Raw genomic sequence first — 20,470 nt, 5'->3', positions numbered from 1 at the left:
AGTTGGCAGCGCCTGCGCGGTCGATTCGTTGATTTTGATGAAGCATTGGGAGTGACCGGGGTCTCCCGAGCAACGCTGAACATACTTGTACGTGAAGGCTGGATCCTCGGTGCACAACAGGCCGAGGGTACGACCCGGTTTGACGGCACACTTCTGTGAATGGCTCCGAAACAGAGGATGACTCATGCAACGTATCGGCATTTACGGCGCCGCTCGTGGGGCTGGGAGCACCCCTGCTCGCCGCGCACTTCTACTTTTTCTCCGGGAGCACGGTGTTCGCTGCAGCGCGTCTAGCATGGGTACGGGGAGGCGGCTCCCCCTGGGGCGGGCCTGCGATGGACCGACATCTTGGGGACGACTCCGGGCGAGCCTACTCTGCCAATACTAAACCGAGTCGGTGATACCGCCTCGGCTTCGGCGTCCATGTCTTGATCTCCACGCCCAACCTATCGCCGCAGAGCTCGACGAGAATGCCTCGCGAGAGCTGGGTGATTTGGATCCGCGACGAAGCCATGGCTTCAGCGCGGGCTCCAGATCGCGCATCGACTTGAGGGATGGTGGTGTTGGGGTGTGGAACGGCTCGACACACGCGGTGAGCCGAAGCGAGCCTGCCCTGTAAAGGGCGTCGTTCGGGTCGCCGGTGCCTCACTTCCCATGAGCGCTGTTACGTCGCGCTGGCGAGGCTCATGGCACCCGATCTGGCGCCGCCTGCCTTGGAGGTGCGGGTTCACCGCGGGACGCGCGATGCTCCGGGCCCTGCGCGAACTTCCCGGCTCGGCGTCTGCCGCCGCCTCCGCCACGGAGTGCGTGGGACTGCGTGATCGGCGGCCAGCCCCCCGCCCCGGCCAACCTGCGGCCATGCCTCCTGTGCCGCCACCAATCGACAACCCCGAAGGGCATCGGCCACAGGTGAAAGTCGCCAGAAAGGCGGTCCGCGGATCCCGCATTCGGTTGAGGCAGCTTGGCGTAGCTCGCACCACGTCCAGGAAGATCATTGAGGAGCTCGCTGTCGGCGGGTGTCACGAATACCCATTCTCCGCTGGAATTCACCGATGGCCATCGACTTTCGCACAGTCCCAACATTCAGCTTGACACGCGCAGCGGTCAGCTCGTCGATGCCTATCTCACGACCTGGAAACGAGTCGTGAATCGGCCAGTTGCGCTGGCCGAGTTTCTTCGCCACCTGCATTTTCGCACGGTCCTCGGTCGGGACGCTCCGTTTGCCCGGCGATCGTCAATCTGATGATCCTCGAGCAACTTCGAGACGAAGCTAGCCGCACCCCGGGAGGTCCAGCACCAAGGCCAGGTCTTGTGGAACGTAGGGAGTTGTTCCTCCAGATCGCCTTCGATGTGACGCGGTCACTTTCGATCTTGCGGCAAACAGCGCCTGGGGTTCCCTCGAGATCGAGTCCGGCCATGTCAGGGCGAGCTTAACCCGTCCGGCTTGCACTGGACGACGCGGGCCTGGAAGGTACAGGTCGTACCCAAGAAAAAAGGCCGGCCAAGTAAGCTCTCTACCAGGAAATCGCCACTGCGAAAAACGGTCCATCGTGAACGCCTGGATCGGTCCATCGTGAACAGCTAGATCGGCATCGTGAACGCCGGGATCGGCATCGTGAACGCCGGGATCGGCGTCGTGAACGCCCAGATCGGCATCGTGAACGCCCGGATCGGTCATCGTGAACACCTCGGCGCCCGCGCGTGGTACGCGCGTGGCGCACGAGGTGGGCGAAGTCGGCGCTGAGTCACCGGTCATCTCGTGCGGGAGACGAGATGGCGACCCCACGACTGACCATGCGAAACATTCGAGAGATATTGCGCCAAAAATGGTCGCTGAATCGTAGCCACCGCGAGGTCGCGGCGAGCCTCAATATCAGCATCGGCGGCGTCAGCAAGATCGTCGGCAAGGCGGACGAGGCCGCGCTGACGTGGGACGCCGTGGTGACGCTGACCGACGACGAGCTGGAGCGCGTCGTGTACGGCACCCAGAAGGCGCCCAGCGCGACGAGGGCCGTGCCGGACTTCCCGTACCTCCATGCTGAACGCAAGCGACCTGGCGTGACGCTGGCGCTGTTGCACGTCGAGTACCTCGAGAAGTACCCGGATGGGTACCGCTACACGCAGTTCTGCGAGCTGTACCGGACGTGGCTCGGCCGGCGGGGCCTGACGATGCGGCTCGACCACCGTGCGGGCGACAAGGCCTTCGTCGACTACTCGGGGGTGAAGCTGCACATCGTCGATCGCAGCACCGGCGAGGTCACCCCGGTCGAGCTGTTCGTCGGCGTGCTCGGTGCGTCGAACTACACGTTCGCGGAGGCGACCATGACGCAGCGCAGCGCCGACTTCATCGGCAGCCACCTGCGCATGCTCGAGTTCTTCGGCGGCGCGCCGGCGGCCTTGGTCCCGGACCAGCTCAAGTCGGGTGTCGCGCGCTCGTGCTGGTACGAGCCGAAGATCCAGCGAACCTACGAGGCGATGGCGGAGCACTACGGCACGACCGTGATGCCGGCGCGCCCCGGCAAACCGCGTGACAAGGCGAAGGTTGAGAACGGCGTGTTGATCGTTCAGCGCTGGATCCTCGCGCGCGTGCGCAACGAGACCTTCTACTCGCTGGACGAGCTGAACTGCCGGGTCGACGTGCTGCAGGAGGATCTGAATTCGCGGCCGATGAAGAAGTACGGCGGCGTCAGCCGGCGCCAGCTCTTCGATCGCATCGAGCGCGCGGAGCTGAGGCCCTTGCCCACCGAGCGCTTCGAATTCTGCGAATGGAAGCAGCCTCGCGTCAACATCGACTACCACGTCGAGGTCGACCGCCACTACTACTCGGTGCCCAACGCCCTCGTCGGTGAGCTCGTCGATGCGAGATTCACAGCGTCGACGGTCGAGCTGCTCCACCACGGCAAGCGGGTCGCCTCGCATGCCCGCAGCTTCGTCCCCGGCAAGCACACCACGAACCCGGAGCACATGCCCAAGTCGCACCAGAAGCACGTCGAGTGGACGCCGAGCCGGATCATGACCTGGGCGACGGAGACTGGCCCGAAGACGGCCGAGCTCGCTGAGGTGATCATGAGGGAGCGCCGCCATCCCGAGCAGGGGTATCGCTCGTGCCTGGGCATCCTGCGCCTCGGCAAGACCTACGGCACCGACCGCCTCGAGGCCGCCTGCGCGCGTGCCCTCGTCGCCCGCGCCCGCACCTACGGCCACGTCGAGTCGATCCTCAAGGCCGGCCTCGATCGCGTGCCGTTGCCCGCGGTCCCCGACGCGCCGCTGACACCCCCTGAGAGCCACGAGAACATCCGCGGCCCTCGCTACTACAGCTGACCGAAAGACCCGATCATGATGAATCAGCAGACCATCGACAAACTGACGGAGCTCAAGCTCCACGGCCTCGCCGCGGCGTGGGCCGAACAGCAGACCCTGACCGACTACGCCGGCCTCGGCTTCGACGAGCGGCTCGGCCTGCTCATCGACGCCGAGTGGCTCACCCGCAACAACGCCCGCCTCAAGCGCAACATCAAGGAGGCCCACCTCAAGCTCGGCAGCGCCTGCCTCGAGGACCTCGACTACGATGACCGGCGCGTCATCGACAAGCCCCTGATCCGCCAGCTGGCGACCTGTCAGTGGGTCGCCCAGCACCAGAACATCGCCATCACCGGGGCGACCGGCGTCGGCAAGACCTTCGTCGCCTGCGCCCTCGCCCAGCACGCCCTCCGTCGCCGCTACCGGGCGATCTACCGCCGTACCTCGCGGCTCTTCGACGAGCTCGCCCTGGCCCGCGCCGATGGCACCTACGCAAGATTGCTCATGAGGCTCGCCCGCGTCGACGTCCTGATCCTCGACGATTGGGGCATGGCCCCGCTCACCCCGGCCGAGCGCCGGGACATGTCCGAGCTGATGGAGGACCGCTATGGCGAGCACTCGACGATCCTGACCAGTCAGCGCTCACCGGAGCTCTGGCATGATCAGATCGGTGATCCGACGATTGCTGATGCTATCTGCGATCGTATCCTCTCCAACTGCCACCGAATCGTGCTAAAGGGGCCATCCCGCCGCAAGGAGGCCCCCTCCCAGACCTGAACCCACCCATCAGCTCCGCCTCGTCCTAACCGACCCCGATCCGAGCGCCATGCGCGCGTCGCTCCGCTCCGGCCCTCCGGGGGTGTTCACGATGGCCGACCCTGGTGTTCACGATGACCGTAATCCGCACTTCTGGCAGGGAGACCCTCGAGGCAGGACACTCGGACACTCAGCAGCCCCCCCCCCCCACCCTCCCCCCCGCCACCACGCTCGTCGATCACGCCCCGACCATGTAGCGCGGGCCGGGACCCCCGCCACCCCCCAATCCGGCGCCGACGATGCGGGCTACGGGTCGAGGCCGCGGCGCGTGCGGCAGGCGCCCGGCGTCTTCGAGGTGCAGCCCGAGATCGTGAAGTGGAAGGGGCGCCGGTCGATGGGGCGCCAGCGCGGCGGCGGGGGCCGTGGGGGCTGAGGTAGCGTGACCGATCTCCGTGATAGGCGCGACCGCTTGAACGCCTCGCTCGTCTTCCCCTCGCTCGTCGTCATAAATCTCACCTCCTCGGCGAGACCTCCCCCGGAAGAAGCTGCGAATGGTCAGGTGTTGCCCGACGTACCGCCGGAGCATACGTCACGACGGCATCGCACAAACCCCGATGTCCTCAGCGCCAACGGGAGCCTCCATTGCATCAAACCATGGAATGCATTCTTCGTTATTATTCACGTCGCATCTTGGATCTGGATCCAATGAAACGTCACAATATGGAAGGCAACATCCCACGAATTGAACATCGCAGCCATTGGAGAGGGCGCTGCCGAGGCACATATTGCCTTCTCTGCACGCATTGATGAAATCGCATGGATCATACTTTTCACCGCCGCCTGCCTTGATATTACTTTCGACACAGACAAATCCTGTAGGGGATGGAAGTGGGACACAGACTTGGTTTGCTTGAGCGCAGGTCCCGATTTTTAGAGGGTCGCACTTCTGAAAGCAGAGCGGAAGTTCAGCCTCTGAAGTTGGCCAGCACAAGTTGTTAGAATCATTGCACTTGGGAACTAGAGATGTGCCTGTACATAGCGAAACGCATGTGCCTGCAGTCGATGAATCAATGTTCCAACAGAGAGATCCCTTCTCACAAGTATCTACTCCGTCACCGAATTCACCTATGATAATGCAAGGCTCGCCCACACTCACTGGCTCATGCGCCACCGGGACACACTTATACCCACTAAATGATTCACCGTTGAAAAAATAGGGAGTGCATTTCTCGCACGCGCCACAGTCCACTCTCCATATATCGCATTCAATAGGAGAGGTTCCAAGATCTGCATTCTTCGGCGTGCTAAGACATTCGTCCTCCGCTGATGTCTCTTCACTTTTCCTTCAGATGATGTTACGTCGTCTTTTCCAGTAGTTGACGTCGTTGAAGATGTCGGCGTCATACCGGTGCTAGAATTATCCAGCAAGCCCGAAGAATTCGATGATGTCGATAAACCTGTACTCGTATTTTCAGCAGTCATGTCTTCTCCACGCTTCGGAGAGCAGCCGATGAGCCAGGCTAGGAAAAGGATGCAAGGGCGACGCTGAACGCGCATTTGCAATGAATCTACTCCCGATATCCCCGAAGCGCAAGCAGAACCGGTAGGTGCCCGACCGTGCGCATGCGGGCATGACGCCCGCCCCTGCATCCGCGCGGCCACACGCGAACGCTCAGGAAGTCGGCGGGATTGCTCCGGGACACTGCTGCGGCTGGCCGTCACCGGGCCAGCAGGCGGGCCACACCTGGGGTCCGCCCCACGCCGCCCAGGGGTTGCACGACGCGACTCGACGTGGACCCTCTGCAGCCAGAGGGTCTCATCCATCTGGGAGGGTCGCCCGGGCTCGATCAACAGGTCGCTGCTGAGAGGCGGGTCCACGTCCGCCGGAGATGCAGCTACGCGCGGCAGGGGCCAGGCGAGCGCGTGCCAGGCACCATCCACCGCCTCTGCCCACCGGCCCGCTGCTGCCAGGGCCCGTTCGGCAGAGCTTATCGCAGCAGCGAATGACCATCGCTGCCCGACACCTTGACCGCCAGCCGCGTCGGCCTGACTCGCCTTCGACATGGACGGGTCCAGGAGGCGGAAGTACCTGAAACACGTCGCCCGCATCGAGGAGATCCTCAGCAACCCGAACCCCGACAGCAGCCCCGGCAACGTGATCCTCGGCCTGCTCGCGCGCCTCTCCCTGATCGCCCTGCACGGCTCGCTCGAGGACGGCTACAACTACCGCACCGCGCTCACCGGCGGCGTGGTCGATCGCCGTCGCTACAACAAGAAGGGGGAGGTCGAGATCGTCAAGGTCACGCTCCCGCGTCCGCAGTACTCGAGCCCCAAGCTCGTCGAGTGCGCCCGGCGCGTGGCCGCGAGCCCGCATTGCGGCCACCTCATTTTCTGCGAACCCACCGCCGTGCATCTGTGGCTCGGCGAGGTCCTCGGGGAGCACGGGATCCCGCGTGACCGCATCGCCGTCATGAACGCGGCCGAGACCAAGTCCGCCGACCGCCTCCGCATCGCCCGCGAGTTCAACGTGCGCTCGTGTTCGGCTCTGGCGGCCGCCATCTCGTCGCGGATCTCGGCGCGTAGGCGAGTGTTCTGGGCGAGACCGAGGATGTAGTCGATACCGCCGACCGCGCCTGGCAGATGGACTTCCGGGCCGCCGCGGTCCGCCGCCGCACGGGCGGCGACGGCCTTGGGCCGGGAATGGACGTGACAGCGAGCCGGACGGAACGCCCCGTCGTTGACAAGTCTCGGGCCGTCTTGTTAGCGTCGCCGTGCTTCCAGTTGGCAGGGGTGGCAGGACCACGGTGTTACCTCCACGTTGATGCTCAGAGCTTTACACTGTTCGGGGTGCACCTGTTCTCCACAGAGGCGCTAAGGTGCCATATGGAGAGCTGAAAACCAGATGGCAGGCATCCTCATTCCCATCCTTGAAAAGCGCGTTTTTGAATTTAGCGCGCGAATTCGTTGAGACCGACCCAACAGGTAGTCCCTTGAGCTTTGTCGACCTTACGATCAACAGCGCGCTGCCGACCGCCGTACCAGGGATCTACTACGCGGCCTCGAAGGCAGTGGGTCCGTACCTCAAGCTGGTCTTGAATGCGATCCAGGCCTCCAGCCCAGCAACCTTCTACGCCGAGATAAGCCTCGTGCTCCACATGAGGGAGCTCGCGTGAGACTCGTGTTTCTTCCCACTACTGCAAAGAGAGCGTGAGCCATGGCGCTCTACCACAACGGTACACGCTTCGCTGCCATCGTGACGATACGGGTGTCAGCTGTGCAGGATCCACAGAAGGCGTTCGAGATCGGGACGCCTTCAACGATGAAGGTGGTTGGTGTCGACCTTGGTGTTCACGATCTTCTTGTTGAGCCTGGAGAATCGATACAGAGCGGGCCAGGAGTCGAGGCGGAATTCCTGGCGGCGCGAGGGGCTTAGCGGCGCCGACTTCCGCCACGGGTGTTAGGGTTTAGGCGAGGCTCAATTTCTATTCGCGTTGGGACCCCACAAGGCTACAGGAAGCTCATGAGAGACAAAGAGAACTTTGGTCAAACCATCGCTGCCGCGGTCTGTAAATGTGCAGAAGGCGTATCGTCAAGAATTGCAAGAGGCTGCTCACCGGCGCATCTAGATGTTGCTCCAACGATATTTAGACCTTCGCCCTCTCCGGAGCCTCTGATGAGTCAAGCGAGAGCAAAGGCCGAAGGAAGAAGGTCTGTTCCCTCAGACGGGCGTAATGATAGCCCTCTTCCGATTCAGCTGAAGGAACAAGACCCTGGCCTAGGGGGCGAGTTTTGGGTTTGCACAGAGACTCCTACTCGTTCACTAACCAGACGACATCTCCTAAGCATAACTACTACGGCCAAATCTACATTCCGGGGGAAGCCGAGTCAACTAGGATGTGTTACTAGCGGGACATTTCCGCTAGTAGTAGTCGTTCACGCAAACGGGATCCCGAACCATGGCGCAGATAAGTACCATTTGCAATATGCGCTCCTTGCACGCCATCTTGTTTCACACGGATACATTGTTGTCAGGCGTAAACCGAGGATTTCTCCGAAGGATGATTGGGAAGACAGCTTGGGAGATCTCCTTGAGGAAACTGTTCATTTCTTGTTCACCAAGCACTTTATACGCACGTTCCTTCAAGACTCAGTTTCGGTGATTGGACATAGTTCAGGTGGAAAGCGTGTTCTTGAACAGGTTTGGAGGATCGCAAAACCCATCAACCTCTGGGACGGGAAAAAGAGCAGAAGCGTCGTCGCTGTGATTATTATGTCGTGCACGATCTCGGAGTGGAATCAAAGCGCTGCTGACAAGGTAGCTCAAATTCGCGCGCCTTCCTTGGCATTAACGTAGTCAATGATAGTGATTTCGATGCCTATGGATCTAAGGCTCCAGGTAAAGAAATGAAGTCTACATTCTGGCCCTATGACACCATAGGGAGCATCGCTGGCACGAAGGACTTGCTGCGAGTGACCAAAGATATGATCTTTGCACTTGCGCCAGGGGCAGGTCATTTCTATCAAGATCGAGCGTTCGTCCATGCATTTATTACAGCCTTCCTACATCGCCACGTAAACCATTCATTATTTTACGATAGATTCGTTAAGTTGCAGGAGGTACCTCAGCTCCGTCAATCAATCTTCTGACAAATTTTTCTTTCTCCACGAGAACTTTCAGAAGCTCTCGATCGCCAGTTTGACGGGGCCGATTCACGCCTAAGCAGCGTAATCGCAGGAAATGTAAAGATCAAAAATGTTACGACGTTCATTGATGATGAGTTTTCACCTCATGTCTCGACAGCGCTACGTATGATTGGGACCGGTCTAAGCCTCCGGGCAGCTTTCTCCCCTAATTGTGGAGTTGAAGTTCAAGACAAGCGTTAACTTGAGCAATTTCGTTTCTGTCTTTTAGGATGACTCAAGGCTATCCGATCACCACATCAGCTGGACCTGCGTTTGATGTCTTGATCAAGATTGATAGCACAAATTCGTTCGTCGTTGCTTCTAAACATGGAGGCCCCATCCACTACCCGATTAAGGCAACGTCGCCCGTTCCCATGATACAGCCAGAGCAAACCCAAGACAGCGATGCACACATATCTGATACCTCTGATAGATTTCAACACGTCGTTGTCCGCTATCAGTAAAATCCGCTTCGATTTCTCGGTCAATCCGACCACGCCCGAGGCAAAGGCCATCTTTTACCTTGGCAAGGTCGAGTTCATTTCTTAAGTATAGGCCGCCGATGAAACGCAGCAAACAAATCGGTGTGATCGTAGGGTTTCTACTAGCTTCGTGTCCTGGCGAGGAGCGGGGTAGTGGAGATATGAGCAGACCGCTGAGACAGGCAACAGCAATGATGCGACTCCCGACCGAGCAGGTGCTGACTGGATCGTCGATCGGAGAGGTTACCGTTGTCGCGGATTCATCCGCAACGTTTGCTACCAGTACGACACAGGCTAATTCGACCTGGGGGTGGAGAATTGCGTGTGCGACATCGTCGCCCAGGACTGCCCCATTGGGAGCAAATGCGTTGCTTTTGCAGCCACTGGTGTCGGATGGATGGTACACATTGCGTTGCCATGGTGGATAATCCGGGTGTACCGGGGAGTTCATGCACGGTCACAGAGCAGTTCGTGAACCAGAAGGACTCTTGTGACGAATTTTCGCTTTGCTGGTTCGTCCAAGAGGGAGAGGGGACATGCATCTCGATTTGCTCGGACGTGTCGCTACTTTGCAGTAGCCCGGAGGCTGTGTGTGTAAACTTTGGCCAGAGCGGATTGTTTAACCTCTGCATTGATACCTGCGATCCGTTGGACGTTGATTGCCCGGTACACGGAACGTGTTTCCCTGGGTTCGACGTATTTTTATGTACTGAAGTGATCAAGCCCGTTCAGACTACTTATGGCGGAATTTGTACCGGCTTGACGACCTGTGACGATGGCCTGTTCTGTGTTCCGTCGGGTGCGGTTCCCGGATGCGAGGCGGATCAATGCTGCACGATTTACTGTGATACCGGTAGGCCAGATCAATGCCCGAGTGCGCCAGTACAGGAGTGCATCTCGCTTCTCGGGGCGAATAACCCTGATTGGGGGCATGTCGGATTCTGCGGATTCATAGGTGGGTTGCACGCGAGCCTTTGCCGAAGGGCATCATCGTAACCGTTCGGTCGACCCCATGGTGACGGGGTCTCTCGGGCGGCTATACGGCGGAGGGATGGTCCGCGAGCGTGACGGAGCGGAAGACGTGGGCGGCGAGGCGAAATTGTGCGCCGCACTCGGGCAAGCCAGCGACCCGCTCGACCGTACATGCTCGCCCTGCCACGTCGTGACGGCCGCGCCGGCTTGAAGTGAGGTCCGCCCAGGAGGCGAGACCCATGATGAAGGCTGAACGACGCCCGAGCAAGGCTTGGCAGAGGAAGTGTGTCGCGCGATGGAGACTGCTGTCGGCGCAGGGATTGGACCTGCAGGCGGCCGCTGCGGAGATCCCGGCGTGTCCGCGGACGACCTGGCGGCGTGGAGCCGAGGTTCGTCGAGCGCGCCGCTGCTGATCCCGGTGTGCATCGAGGATGAGACGGAGCTGCGCAAGCTGGTCGTCGGTACATACTCGCCGTGACCCGTCGTGACGGCGAGGTCAAAGAGGAGGTTCTCGCCGCGGAGGTGAGATCGATGAAGACGAGGCGGACAAGAGGATTACTCGGCTCATCCAGAAATGGCTGGCTGCCGGGGTCCTTGAGGAAGGGAAGTGGTCGGCTACGGAGGGCGGAACCCCACAAGGAGCGACGATCTCGCCTCTCCTTGCGAACGTGTATCTGCACTACGTGCTCGACCTGTGGGTACACATTGCAGGCGGCGAGAAACGGATCCACTTGGGGCGGTTTGGCGGAGCCACTGTTGACCCCGCGCCGGGGCGGGTGACGACGTAACGACGCCCCGGGGGCCGCGGGTGGGCGACCGGGCGAGTTGGGTTGTGATGGTGGGCTACGCGGCTTCGAGCTCGGGCGACTCCAGGGGCGGCATCGTCGGTGGTCTCGCCGGAGCGGAGGCGGGCGAGGTGCTGGCGATAGCTGGGGCCGTTGATGTCGAGGCGGACGGCGGTCATGGCGAGGCGGTCGAGGATGGCGGCGGTGACGGTGGCGTCGCCGAGGTACTTGCCCCACGCGCTGAGTTTGATGTTCGAGCTGATCGCGGTGGGCCGGAGTTGATGCCGGCGATCGATCAGGTTCCAGAGCATGTGGGCGGCGGTTGGGGCGTCGCCGTGCGAGGGGACCTGGCCGAGGCCGACGTCGTCGAGGACGACGAATTCGTGGCGAGCCCAGCGGCGCAGGCGGGCCTCGTAGGAGCCGTCGGCGAGGCCGGCGTGGAGGTCGGTGAGGAGGTCGACGAAGCGGGCGTAGCGGACGAGGCGGCCGTCGATGCAGGCGCGCAGGGCAATGGCGCCGAGGATGTGGCTCTTGCCGGTGCCGGGCTTGCCGGTGATGACGAGGTCCTGCTTGCGGGCGAGGAAGCCGAGGCCGGCGAGCTCCTCGACGACGCTGCGGTCGAGGCTCGGCTGGAAGTGCCAGTCGAAGGCCTCGAGGGTGTGGCGGACGGTCATGCCGCTGTCGTGGATCCTGCGCTCGCAGCAGCGCTCGCGGCGGATGCCGGCGGCGTGGCCGAGCACGCGCTCGAGGAGCTGGGTGTGCGAGGGATGATGCTGCAGCGCCCACGCGAGGTGGACGTCGAGGTCGGCCTCTTTCAGGTCGACGATCCCGAGGATTCGGAGGTGTCCGAGGAGTCGTCCGCGCAGGACGTCTCCGGATTCGGGGGGAGGAGCGGGTCTGGGCGCTGGGGCTGCTGGAGGGGGTGGAGGGCGTTTTGGTGGGTGTCTGGGCATGGGGCCTTTTCGGGTGTTCGGGGGCGGATGCAGGGGAGGTCGTCGTACTCGTGGAGCTCGCGCGGCTCGGTGCGGCACTCGCCGAGCCAGTGCTCGAGCTTCTGGCGGGTCGCGTCGGCGACGTACTCGTCGAGGTGCGCGGCTTGGCGGTGGTCTCGAGGATGCGGCCGACGGCGGCGTGATCGAAGGCGCCGTAGCGCTGAGCGTGGCGCAGCGCGGCGAGCAGATCGCCGGACGCGTAGCGCTCGCGCAGCGCGAGGATCTGGCGGGCGTGGTGGGCGACGTTGCGGAGCTGGGCGCCCTCGAGGCCGCGGAGGTAAGTATCGGCGCCGTCGCCGAGCGCCTCGAAGGCGGGCCGCAGGACGTCGAGGTCGGCGCCACGCGAGCGCTGCGGCACGTCGCGACCCGGCAGCTTCGCGCGCCCGTGTAGTCCCTTGGGCAGGCGCGCGTGGGTGGCGACGCAGGACAGGTCGCGGCCGTAGATGAGGACCTGCTCGAGGTGATACGCACCGGCAAGAAATCGGTGACGTGCTCGTAGGGCACCTCGTACAGGTTGCTGTCCCAGGCGATGCAGCCCATCGAGTCGCAGATGCGATAGAGGACGCGCGCGGTGTCGTAGGGGTGGGTGGGCAGCCTCCGCAGGTGCGGCGCCTCCTCGGCGAATCGCTCGAGGATCGGCACGTGCTGGCCGCGAGGCACCCGCACGTCGGCGACGTCGTCCATCCACCGCGCGAGTTGCTGCTTCATATCGGCGACGTCGAAGAAGCTGCGGCCATTGAGGAAGCTCCGCTCAAGCTCCCAGAATGAGCGCTCGGTGCGTGCCTTCTCGTTGGGGGCGGCCTTGCGGCACATATGCGGGGAAAACTCGTAGTAGGTGGCAAACGCGATGAAGCGCGGGTTGTAGATCGGCTGCGCGCCCTCAAAGCGCAGCACCACGGCCTTCTGGCGGTCGTACTTGCAGCGCGACGCGACGCCGCCGAGCCGCGTAAACGCCAGCCGGTGCGCCTCCATCAGCTCGTGGGTGTCCTCGTGCGCGTGGATCGAGAAGGCCTTGCGTCGCGACCACACGAGCACGTACGAGCACACGTGGACCCGGCGGCGGCCAGCGGCGAAGTCGATCAGGTACGACGACCAGTCGCTCTCCGCCATCTCGCCGGGCCCGTACTCTGGCGTCGGCAGGCTGATCGCCGGCGTCCTCGGTCTCAGGTCCGACACTCGCTCGCGCACCATCGTGTAGCCGCCGTCGTAGCCCCCGGCGCGCAGGTCCTCGAAGACCCGCTGGGCCGTGATGTCGGGGTAGCGCGCCAGCAGCTCGGCGATCGCCGCCACGTGCGCGTCGAGCTTCGCCCTTCGCCCACTCGGCGGCTTCACCTTCAGCAGCGGCGCGCCGTCCTGCCGCTCCTCCTCGTGCCGGGCGAGCAGCCGCCGCACGGTGTTGCGGCCGAGCCCCAGCGCCCGCGCGATCGCCCGCTTGCTCACCCCGTCCCGGTGCAGCGTCACCACCTCGTGGGCCCGCTCGTCGCTGATGCTCTCGATCGGCGTCTTCCGCTTCGTGTACTTGCGCATCACGCCACCTGTCCCTTCGGCAAGGTCTGCGATAACGCCTCGAGCAGCCCGCACAGCGCCGGCCGCAGCGTCCGCAGCCCGGTGATCACGTCGCCGTCGCCGCGCGTCGGCGGCTGCGCGACCAGCCGCCCGTGCAGCCGCCCGCATCGCCGCCGTAGCTCCTCGGCGTCGTACAGCATCCACTCGCCGCTCGTGCGCGGCCGCTTCGCCTCCTTGCCCTCCTGCGTCCCCCGCACCGTCGTCAGCAGCGACTCGCGCGCCGACTCCGTCGGCGCCGCCAGCCATGCCTCCACCAGTGTCTGCGTCTGCCGCGTCGTCAGCCCGCGCTGCTTCACCGTGGTCGCGACTTCTTGCTGGTTGTCGCGCGGCAACCGACAACGTTCACGCGCCGTCGTCGCCGAGATCAGCCCGATCCGCAGGTCCACCTGCAGCTCGTCGCCGAGCGCCTCCGCCAGCAGCAGCCGACGGTTCACCCAGCTCTTGTTGCGCGCCATCAGCCGCCCGATCTCCGGCTGCGTCAGCCCGTCCTCGCGGTACAGCGACCGCACCACCCACGCCTCCTCGATCTCCGTCAGCCCGCCCGCGCGGTTGCTCTGGCACAGATGCAGCTTCGCCTGCACGGCGCCCAATCGCATGACCTGCACCCAGAGACAGCTCCACTTCAGCGACCGCGCGGCCCTCAGCCGCTTGAAGCCGTCCAGCACCTCGTAGCCGTGGCCGCTCGCGTGCACCACCAGCGGCGTGATCTGGCCGACCGTCATCAGCGACCGCTCCATCGCCGTCAGCGCCGATGCCTCGCACAGCCGCAGTCGTCCGAGTTCCTCGCGCAGCTCGCCGAGCTGCGCCTGTTCGCGCTGAAATCCCGTCTCTGGACCCGCCCGCCCATCCCCACACCGCAATCAGTCGTGACACCAAAGGCCTGGAATCGGCGACTGGGCCCGCCTGCGCGTGACAGGGGGTCCGGGCTGCCTCAGGCCCTCGTCCCCGTTCCTCAGCATTCCAAGGTTTGTCTCAAGCCTGCGCGTGACACCCCGGGCGCATCGCAGACCTCCTCCGAGGTTTTCCAAAAATCCCCCCCCCGCCCGCGCGTGACACCGGCCCCGGCTCCGTCACTGCGGGAGTCGTCGGCACCTCGCCCGGCGCCTCCGGATCCACCCCGCCGTTCCGACACCGCTGCTGCCGCTTGCACTCCTTCTTCCGCGTCTTCTCGATGTTCTTCCACCGCCGCTCACGTGCCAGCCGGGCCCGTCGCGCCTCTCGACATTCACCGCTGCACGTCTTCTGGTGGGCCCGGGACCGCACGTCCGGCTCGAACTGCTCGTCGCACTCGCTGCAGCGGGGCTTGCTCCTCATCCCCCGTCGCTGCCCGATCCCACACCCCTTGCCGAACTACTGGCTCCGCCGCGGATCCACCTCGTCGCGATCACCGGGTCGCGACTTGGACCCCAATGTGGATCCGGTCGCCGCCGCCAGGTGGATCCGATCTATGCCGCCGCTAAAGGGTACAGCAATGGAGGAAGCGTACGGCACGCGGTGAAGTCATCGTTGTCCGATACGCCGACGATTGTGCGCCACGACGGCGCGAGGGGCAGGCCGAAGAGGCCGACCTGTGCAGCCTTGCTGCACGAGAGATGGGGGATGGCCCCCCGAGATCGGACGACAGGGTCAGGTCTCAAACCACCGGGCGCTGCGTGGCCCAATGGCCCGGGTGGTGAGCGGTCCTGAAAAGGCGGGACAACCCGTCAGGTGGTTCGGGAAGGCGAACGCAAGTGAACCGCCGATGAAGTGTCGAAAGCGTAGGAACGTCATCGAAACCGGGCTCCAGTTGTTGGCCCGGGACCAAGCTCGGAGGGCGCCTGTTTTCTGGTCCGAGCGGTGACCGGCATGAAGGCGGCGCGAGCCCGATCCAGGCTCTTGTGCGGAACGGGGGAACCTTCCGCCTCGATGTGAAGGGAGAGCCCGCAAGTGGAAGAACCACGAGGGGCAGAGTACCGATGCGAGGCGAAGGGCGGATCGACCCGTAGTAGTGCTGAAGCCCAGTAACGCGGGTGGAGCGAAGGGGTCGACCTGTCCTGCGGAACATGTGGGCCAACCCGCGAGGGGAGGAGCCCATGGGTGACGCAAAGCCGTACCTTATTTCCAAGCGACTTGTTTGGGAGGCGTGGAAGAGGGTCAAAGCCAACCGAGGCGCTGCCGGCGTAGACGGCGAGTCGATCGAGGTTTTCGAGAAGGACTTGAAGGGGAACCTCTACAAGCTCTGGAATCGGATGTCGTCGGGCTCGTACTTCCCGCCGCCGGTCCGCCAGGTCGAGATCCCGAAGCAGAGCGGGGGAACCCGTGCGCTCGGGATACCGACGGTCGCGGATCGGGTCGCACAGACCGTCGTGAAGATGGTGCTAGAGCCCGTGGTGGAACCGACGTTCCACCCGGACTCGTACGGCTACCGTCCGAAAAAGTCCGCGCTCGACGCGGTGGCGACGGCGAGGCAGCGATGCTGGCGCGCAGACTGGGTCATCGATCTGGATATCCGGGCGTTCTTCGACAGCCTGACCACGACCTGATCCTGCGCGCGGTGGCCCACCACACGGAGAGTCCGTGGGTGCGGCTGTACATCGCCTGGTGGCTCAAGGCGACCGTGCAGCTGGCCGATGGGACAGCCCAGGAGCGGACGAAGGGGACGCCGCAAGGTGGCGTCGTCTCGCCGCTGTTGGCGAACATCTTCATGCACTATGCGTTCGACGCGTGGATGAAGCGGAGATGCCCGCTGTCCTGTTCGAGCGCTACGCAGACGATGCCGTCGTCCACTGCAAGAGCGAGGAGCAAGCGCAGCGGGTGTGCTGGAGGCGATCCGCGCCAGACCTCCGGGGTGTGGGCTAGAGCTTCACCCCGAGAAGACGCGGATCGTCTACTGCAAGGATGATGATCGCAAGGGCGAGCATGAACACGTGAAGTTCGACTTCCTCGGCTTCACGTTCAGCCCCGGCGGGCGAAGAACCGCTGGGGGAAGTTCTTCGTGAGCTTCTTGCCGGCGATCAGCACCAGGGCCGCGAACGCGGTGCGCACGAAGATCCACCGATGGCGGATCCCATCGACTCGAGCAACCAGACCCTGCAGGGACTCCTCGCGCGGCTGGACCGATCCGGTCGTCCGCGGGTGGATGAACTACTACGGTCGGTTCTACAGGTCGAAGTGCGTGCAGGTGCTCCGCCACCCTTCAGTAGCGGTGAAAGACGGACCCACTTTGCGATGATCTGGTGGACTCCACTTTGTCGACGAAGCCCCGGCGGCACGAGGTCCGCCGGGGCGACGCAGGGTGGCGAGCTCAGGCGGCGTCGAGTTCGGGGTCGGATTCGACGGATTCAGCGCGCTGGTGGGCGAGGTGCTGGCGGTAGCTGGGGCCGTCGATGTCGAGGCGGATGGCGGTCATGGCGAGGCGGTCGAGGACAGCGGCGGTGATGGTGGCGTCGCCGAGGTACTTGGCGCGGATGGCAATGGCGGTGGGGATGTGGCTCTTGCCGGTGCCGCCTTTGCCGGTGATGAGCAGGTCCTGCCTGCGGGTGATGAAGCCGAGGCCGGCGATCTCCTCGATGGCGGTACGGCTGAGCTTCGGCTGAAACGCCCAGTCGAGGGTCCGAGGGCCTTGCGGACCTGGATGCCGCTGCTGGCGATGCGGCGCTCGGTGGTGTTCGCGGCGACGAGCGGTGACCCGGCCGAGACGCCCTCTGAGCAGCTGCGTGTACGAGGGTTGCTCGTGAAGCGCCCAGCCTCAGGACGTCGTCGAGGGTTCGTCGCAGAGGCCGATGATGCCGAGGGCGGCGATGTGGTCTCGGAGTCTGGCGCGCAGGACGTCGCCAGCGGGTCTGGCCAGTTCTGCGGGTGGAGGTGTTGGGGCTTGGTCGCCTGGGCATGTTTGTGTCCTTTGGGTCATGTTGCCGATACAGGGCAGCGCGTCGTATCCGCCGAGGTCGTGGGGTTCGGGGGTGCACTCGCCGATGAAGCGACAGCCGTTCGCGGGTGGTGTCGGCGACGTACTCATCGAGGGTGCGCGGGCGGGCCTGACGTGGAGGATGCGGGCGACCGCCGCGGGTCGAAGGCGCCGAAGCGCAGGGCGTGGGTCAGGCGGCTCGCGCGCGACATCGGCGTCGTCGTAGCGCTTCGCGCAGCGGCGCGATCCTGCGGGCGTGGTGGGGACGGCGCGGCGCTGGTGCCCTCGAGCGTCGCGCAGTGTGACCGCCGCGTCTCCCCGAGCTCGACGAAGACGGGCCGGCTGAGCTCGAGGTCGGGCGGCCGCGGCTGCGGCGGGCGCCGATGCGGGGAGCGGGCGCGCTGGGCGCTCCTTCGGCAGCCGCTCGTGGACGGCGACGGGCCGCAGATCGGCGGCGTGGATGGGGACTCGACGCGGTGGACGCGGACCGGCAGGAGGGCGGTCGCGCGCGCGTAGGGGACCTCGTAGCGGTTGCCCTCGAAGGCGATGTACGCCTCGGCGCCGCACAATCGATAGACCACGCGCGGTGTCGTAGGGCGGCGGCGCGGCAGCGGCAGGAGGTGGGCGGCCTCCCCGGCGAACTGTTCGGTGATCGTCCGGGTGTCGCCGCGGACGACCCGCGGGTCGGCGACTTCGTTCATCCAGCGCAGCAGCTGGTGCCGAGGTCGGCCCGTCGGAAGCTGTGGGCCGTTGAAGAAGCTGCGCTCGAGCTTCCAGAATCCTCGCTCGACCCGCGGCTTGTCGTTGATGACCGGGCCGCGCGAGCTCCGGCGAGAATTTAGTAGGTCGCAAAGTCGATGAATCGCGGGTTGAAGATCGGCTGCCTGCCCTCGCGGCGCAGGACGACGGCCTTCTGGTTGTCGTACTTGATCCGATTGAGGACGCCACCATGCGCGTGAATGCCTGCACATGCCCGTCCATCAGGGCGTGCATCGCGGCTGGCGTGCCGCGAGAAGCACTTGCGCGGCTGAGACCACGGGACACGAGCAGAAGCTCTGCACGACCCGCCGACCCGTCGGTGAAGGGGAGGGTGTACGTCGACCAGTCGCACTTCACCCATCTCACCGGGCGCGTACCCCGGCGTGGGGAGGCTGATCTTCACGGGCGGCTCGGCCGCAGGTCGTGGAGTCGTTCGCGGAGTGATCGAGTAGCCGCCGTGGAACCCTCTGATGCGGAGCTCCTCTGAGGACCCGCTGCGCAGTGATGTCGGGGTAGGGCCGCAGCAGCCGCGGATCGCGTCCGGTAGTTGTCGAGCTTGCTGGGCCGCGGCGGCCTCCTGACTTCGGCCCAGTGCCGGGGCGCTGGCGTCGCGCTCGTGCCGGTGCCCCGGAGCAGTCGCCGCACGGTGTTGCGCGACACGCCCAGCACCCGCGCGATCGCCCGGATCGCCAGGCCGCCGCGCCGCAGCACGACGGCATCGTGCGCGTGGGGTCCGTTTGCTTTGTCTCCTTGTCACCGCTGTTGCATGTGGTTCACCTGGTCTCTCTCGGCAAGGTCCGCGACAGCGCCTAGCAGGCCCGACAGCACCGGCACCAGCCCGCGCAGCCGTCTCGAGCTCCTCGCCCGCGTCCATTTCGTCCGCCGCTGGCAGCGGCGCGCCCACCAGTCGACCGCAGGACTGGCGCACTCGACGCCGCACCTCGGCGTCGTACATTGTTTCACTCGGCCGTCGACCCGCGGGCGTCTGGGTTCGGTCCTGGCCGTCCGTCTGCGTGCCACGGACCGTCTGCAGCAGGTTGCGCGCGCTGTCCGATCTTCGGCGCCGAGCCAGTCGACTAGCAGCTAGGCCCGCTTGCCGCGTCGTCAGCCCGCGCCGCACGCACACTGCCCGACCTCGCGCGGTTGCCGCGCGGCAACCGGCACAGCTTGCGCGCCGCCGTCGCGCCGACCAGGCCGAGCCGCAGGTCAGCCTGCGGCCCCTCCGACAGCGCCTCCGCCAGAAGTAGCCGACGGTTCACCCAGCTCTTGTGGTGACCCAGCAGCCGCCCGATCTCCGGCAGCGAAAGCCCGTCCTCGCGGTGCAGCGCGTGGATGATCCACGCCTCCTCGATCTCCGCCAGCCCTCGCGCCGGTTGCTGTGGACGATCTGCACCTTTGCCTGCGCCCCGCGCACGTCCGCCACGTGCACCCACAGCTCGTTCCACTTCAGGGCCCGCGCCGCACGCAGCCGCTTGAAGCCGTCGATCACCTCGTAGCCGCTATGGCGCTCGCGCACGACCAGCGGCGTGATCTGCCCGTGCGACGCGAGCGACCGCTCCATCACCTGCTGGACCTCGGCGTTGCACAGCTGGAGATGACCCAGCCTTCGCCGAGATCAGAGAGCGCAGCCTGCAGGTGGACCGGGAGTTTGATCGCCACGTCGCCGGTGTGCCCCCGGCCGTTCGTGTTGACCATGTCGGTCAGGGACACGCCGCCCGGGCTGTCTCAAAATCTGAGCACTTTCCCTCGTCATCCCGGCACGTTGCGGCCTTCTGTCGGCCAGGGACCGGGGGACCTGTCCGGCCCGTCATGTCCCAGGTTCCCCAGATAATGGCCAAGGATCCCGACGACCTGGCGCCGCGCCGGCCAGGGACACCCGCTCCCGCTCGTCCCAAAACGTCAGCGTTTCATCAACTCTTTCGAAGACCTCGCCACGCAAGTCGGTCAGGGGACATCGCCTCCCGCATCGGGGTGGCGGATGGCGGCGGCTGTCCCTCCGGACAGGAAATCCGACGCGTCCGGCCCCCGCCGCACACGCGCCCGGCTCTCCTGTTTCCGTTCGCGCTCTTCCTCGCGGTGCTCCTCCAGCGGCTGCCGGCCTGCGCCGCTGCTGTTCTTGCTTCGCCTCTCCCGCGTCGACACCGCTCCGGAGTACACCCCTGCTGCTCCCCCGTCCTCGCCTCCGGATGAAACCAGGCTCGACACTCCGTGCACCGACGACGCCCTCCTGCGTGGTGGTCCTGCTCATCCCTTCAGGGTCCACGCCCCTTCCGCTGCCGCCGAATATCC

The 20,470-nt window shown here is 64.6% G+C and carries 15 protein-coding genes and 2 pseudogenes; 10 read left to right on the top strand and 7 right to left on the bottom strand.

Going from position 1 to position 20,470, the window contains the following annotated elements; all coding sequences use genetic code 11:
* Positions 1 to 991 precede the first annotated feature (991 nt).
* Positions 992 to 1,189 carry a hypothetical protein gene (locus tag IPJ59_RS36350; protein ID WP_293275773.1) on the bottom strand — a complete coding sequence of 66 codons (198 nt, stop codon included), beginning with the start codon at positions 1,187 to 1,189 and terminating at the stop codon, positions 992 to 994.
* A gap of 405 nt (positions 1,190 to 1,594) precedes the next feature.
* Here IPJ59_RS36350 and IPJ59_RS36345 point away from each other — a divergent pair, with 405 nt between their 5' ends.
* From IPJ59_RS36345 to IPJ59_RS36310, 8 genes and pseudogenes are all read left to right on the top strand, one after another.
* On the top strand, positions 1,595 to 1,744 hold the full coding sequence (locus tag IPJ59_RS36345) for a hypothetical protein (protein WP_293275772.1): 150 nt from the start codon (positions 1,595 to 1,597) through the stop codon (positions 1,742 to 1,744).
* 29 nt (positions 1,745 to 1,773) lie between these two features.
* Positions 1,774 to 3,321 carry an IS21 family transposase gene (gene istA, locus IPJ59_RS36340; protein WP_463673395.1) on the top strand — a complete coding sequence of 516 codons (1,548 nt, stop codon included), beginning with the start codon at positions 1,774 to 1,776 and terminating at the stop codon, positions 3,319 to 3,321.
* Positions 3,322 to 3,336: 15 nt separating this feature from the next.
* Complete coding sequence (gene istB / locus IPJ59_RS36335; protein WP_293275770.1) at positions 3,337 to 4,077, top strand: IS21-like element helper ATPase IstB; 741 nt, start codon at positions 3,337 to 3,339, stop codon at positions 4,075 to 4,077.
* Positions 4,078 to 6,118: 2,041 nt separating this feature from the next.
* Positions 6,119 to 6,670 (top strand): hypothetical protein, encoded by a 552-nt coding sequence (locus IPJ59_RS36330; RefSeq protein ID WP_293275769.1) that lies wholly within the window; start codon positions 6,119 to 6,121, stop codon positions 6,668 to 6,670.
* Positions 6,671 to 7,046: 376 nt separating this feature from the next.
* A complete protein-coding gene (locus tag IPJ59_RS36325; protein ID WP_293275768.1) occupies positions 7,047 to 7,229 on the top strand; it encodes a hypothetical protein in 183 nt (60 codons plus the stop codon).
* Between the two features lie 41 nt (positions 7,230 to 7,270).
* Entirely contained in the window at positions 7,271 to 7,489 is a 219-nt protein-coding gene (locus IPJ59_RS36320; protein WP_293275767.1) for a hypothetical protein, read from the top strand.
* Between the two features lie 3,059 nt (positions 7,490 to 10,548).
* A complete protein-coding gene (locus IPJ59_RS36315; protein ID WP_293275766.1) occupies positions 10,549 to 10,671 on the top strand; it encodes a hypothetical protein in 123 nt (40 codons plus the stop codon).
* 67 nt (positions 10,672 to 10,738) lie between these two features.
* Positions 10,739 to 10,897, top strand: a pseudogene (locus IPJ59_RS36310) (group II intron reverse transcriptase/maturase); the annotation flags it as partial.
* On the opposite strand, the gene istA (IPJ59_RS36305) reads toward IPJ59_RS36310, so the two are convergent.
* Positions 10,873 to 13,497, bottom strand: a complete 2,625-nt coding sequence (gene istA / locus IPJ59_RS36305) for an IS21 family transposase (RefSeq protein WP_293275765.1) — start codon at positions 13,495 to 13,497, stop codon at positions 10,873 to 10,875. The pseudogene IPJ59_RS36310 and the gene istA (IPJ59_RS36305) sit on opposite strands and share 25 nt — an antisense overlap.
* Positions 13,497 to 14,201: a ParB/RepB/Spo0J family partition protein gene (locus IPJ59_RS36300; protein WP_463673394.1), complete on the bottom strand. Its 705-nt coding sequence runs from the start codon at positions 14,199 to 14,201 to the stop codon at positions 13,497 to 13,499. Before IPJ59_RS36300 ends, istA (IPJ59_RS36305) begins: the two co-directional genes overlap by 1 nt.
* A gap of 1,407 nt (positions 14,202 to 15,608) precedes the next feature.
* Between IPJ59_RS36300 and IPJ59_RS36295 the strand changes: the two genes are divergently transcribed.
* Positions 15,609 to 16,058: a reverse transcriptase domain-containing protein gene (locus IPJ59_RS36295; protein WP_293275763.1), complete on the top strand. Its 450-nt coding sequence runs from the start codon at positions 15,609 to 15,611 to the stop codon at positions 16,056 to 16,058.
* A gap of 494 nt (positions 16,059 to 16,552) precedes the next feature.
* Entirely contained in the window at positions 16,553 to 16,747 is a 195-nt protein-coding gene (locus IPJ59_RS38600) for a group II intron maturase-specific domain-containing protein (RefSeq protein WP_366524766.1), read from the top strand.
* A gap of 240 nt (positions 16,748 to 16,987) precedes the next feature.
* Here IPJ59_RS38600 and IPJ59_RS38595 read toward each other — a convergent pair.
* From IPJ59_RS38595 to IPJ59_RS36280, 4 genes and pseudogenes are all read right to left on the bottom strand, one after another.
* Positions 16,988 to 17,227, bottom strand: a pseudogene (locus IPJ59_RS38595) (ATP-binding protein); the annotation flags it as partial.
* A 302-nt stretch (positions 17,228 to 17,529) separates the two neighbouring features.
* Positions 17,530 to 18,123: a hypothetical protein gene (locus IPJ59_RS36290; protein ID WP_293275762.1), complete on the bottom strand. Its 594-nt coding sequence runs from the start codon at positions 18,121 to 18,123 to the stop codon at positions 17,530 to 17,532.
* 457 nt (positions 18,124 to 18,580) lie between these two features.
* Complete coding sequence (locus IPJ59_RS38785) at positions 18,581 to 18,892, bottom strand: helix-turn-helix domain-containing protein (protein WP_463673393.1); 312 nt, start codon at positions 18,890 to 18,892, stop codon at positions 18,581 to 18,583.
* Positions 18,893 to 19,436: 544 nt separating this feature from the next.
* Entirely contained in the window at positions 19,437 to 19,742 is a 306-nt protein-coding gene (locus tag IPJ59_RS36280; protein ID WP_293275761.1) for a ParB N-terminal domain-containing protein, read from the bottom strand.
* Positions 19,743 to 20,470 lie beyond the last annotated feature (728 nt).

The organism is Nannocystis sp. (genome assembly GCF_016714285.1).
Classification (GTDB): domain Bacteria; phylum Myxococcota_A; class Polyangia; order Nannocystales; family Nannocystaceae; genus Nannocystis.
Note: the sequence above shows the minus strand (reverse complement) of the source record. Positions and strands in the feature narration are given on the sequence as shown.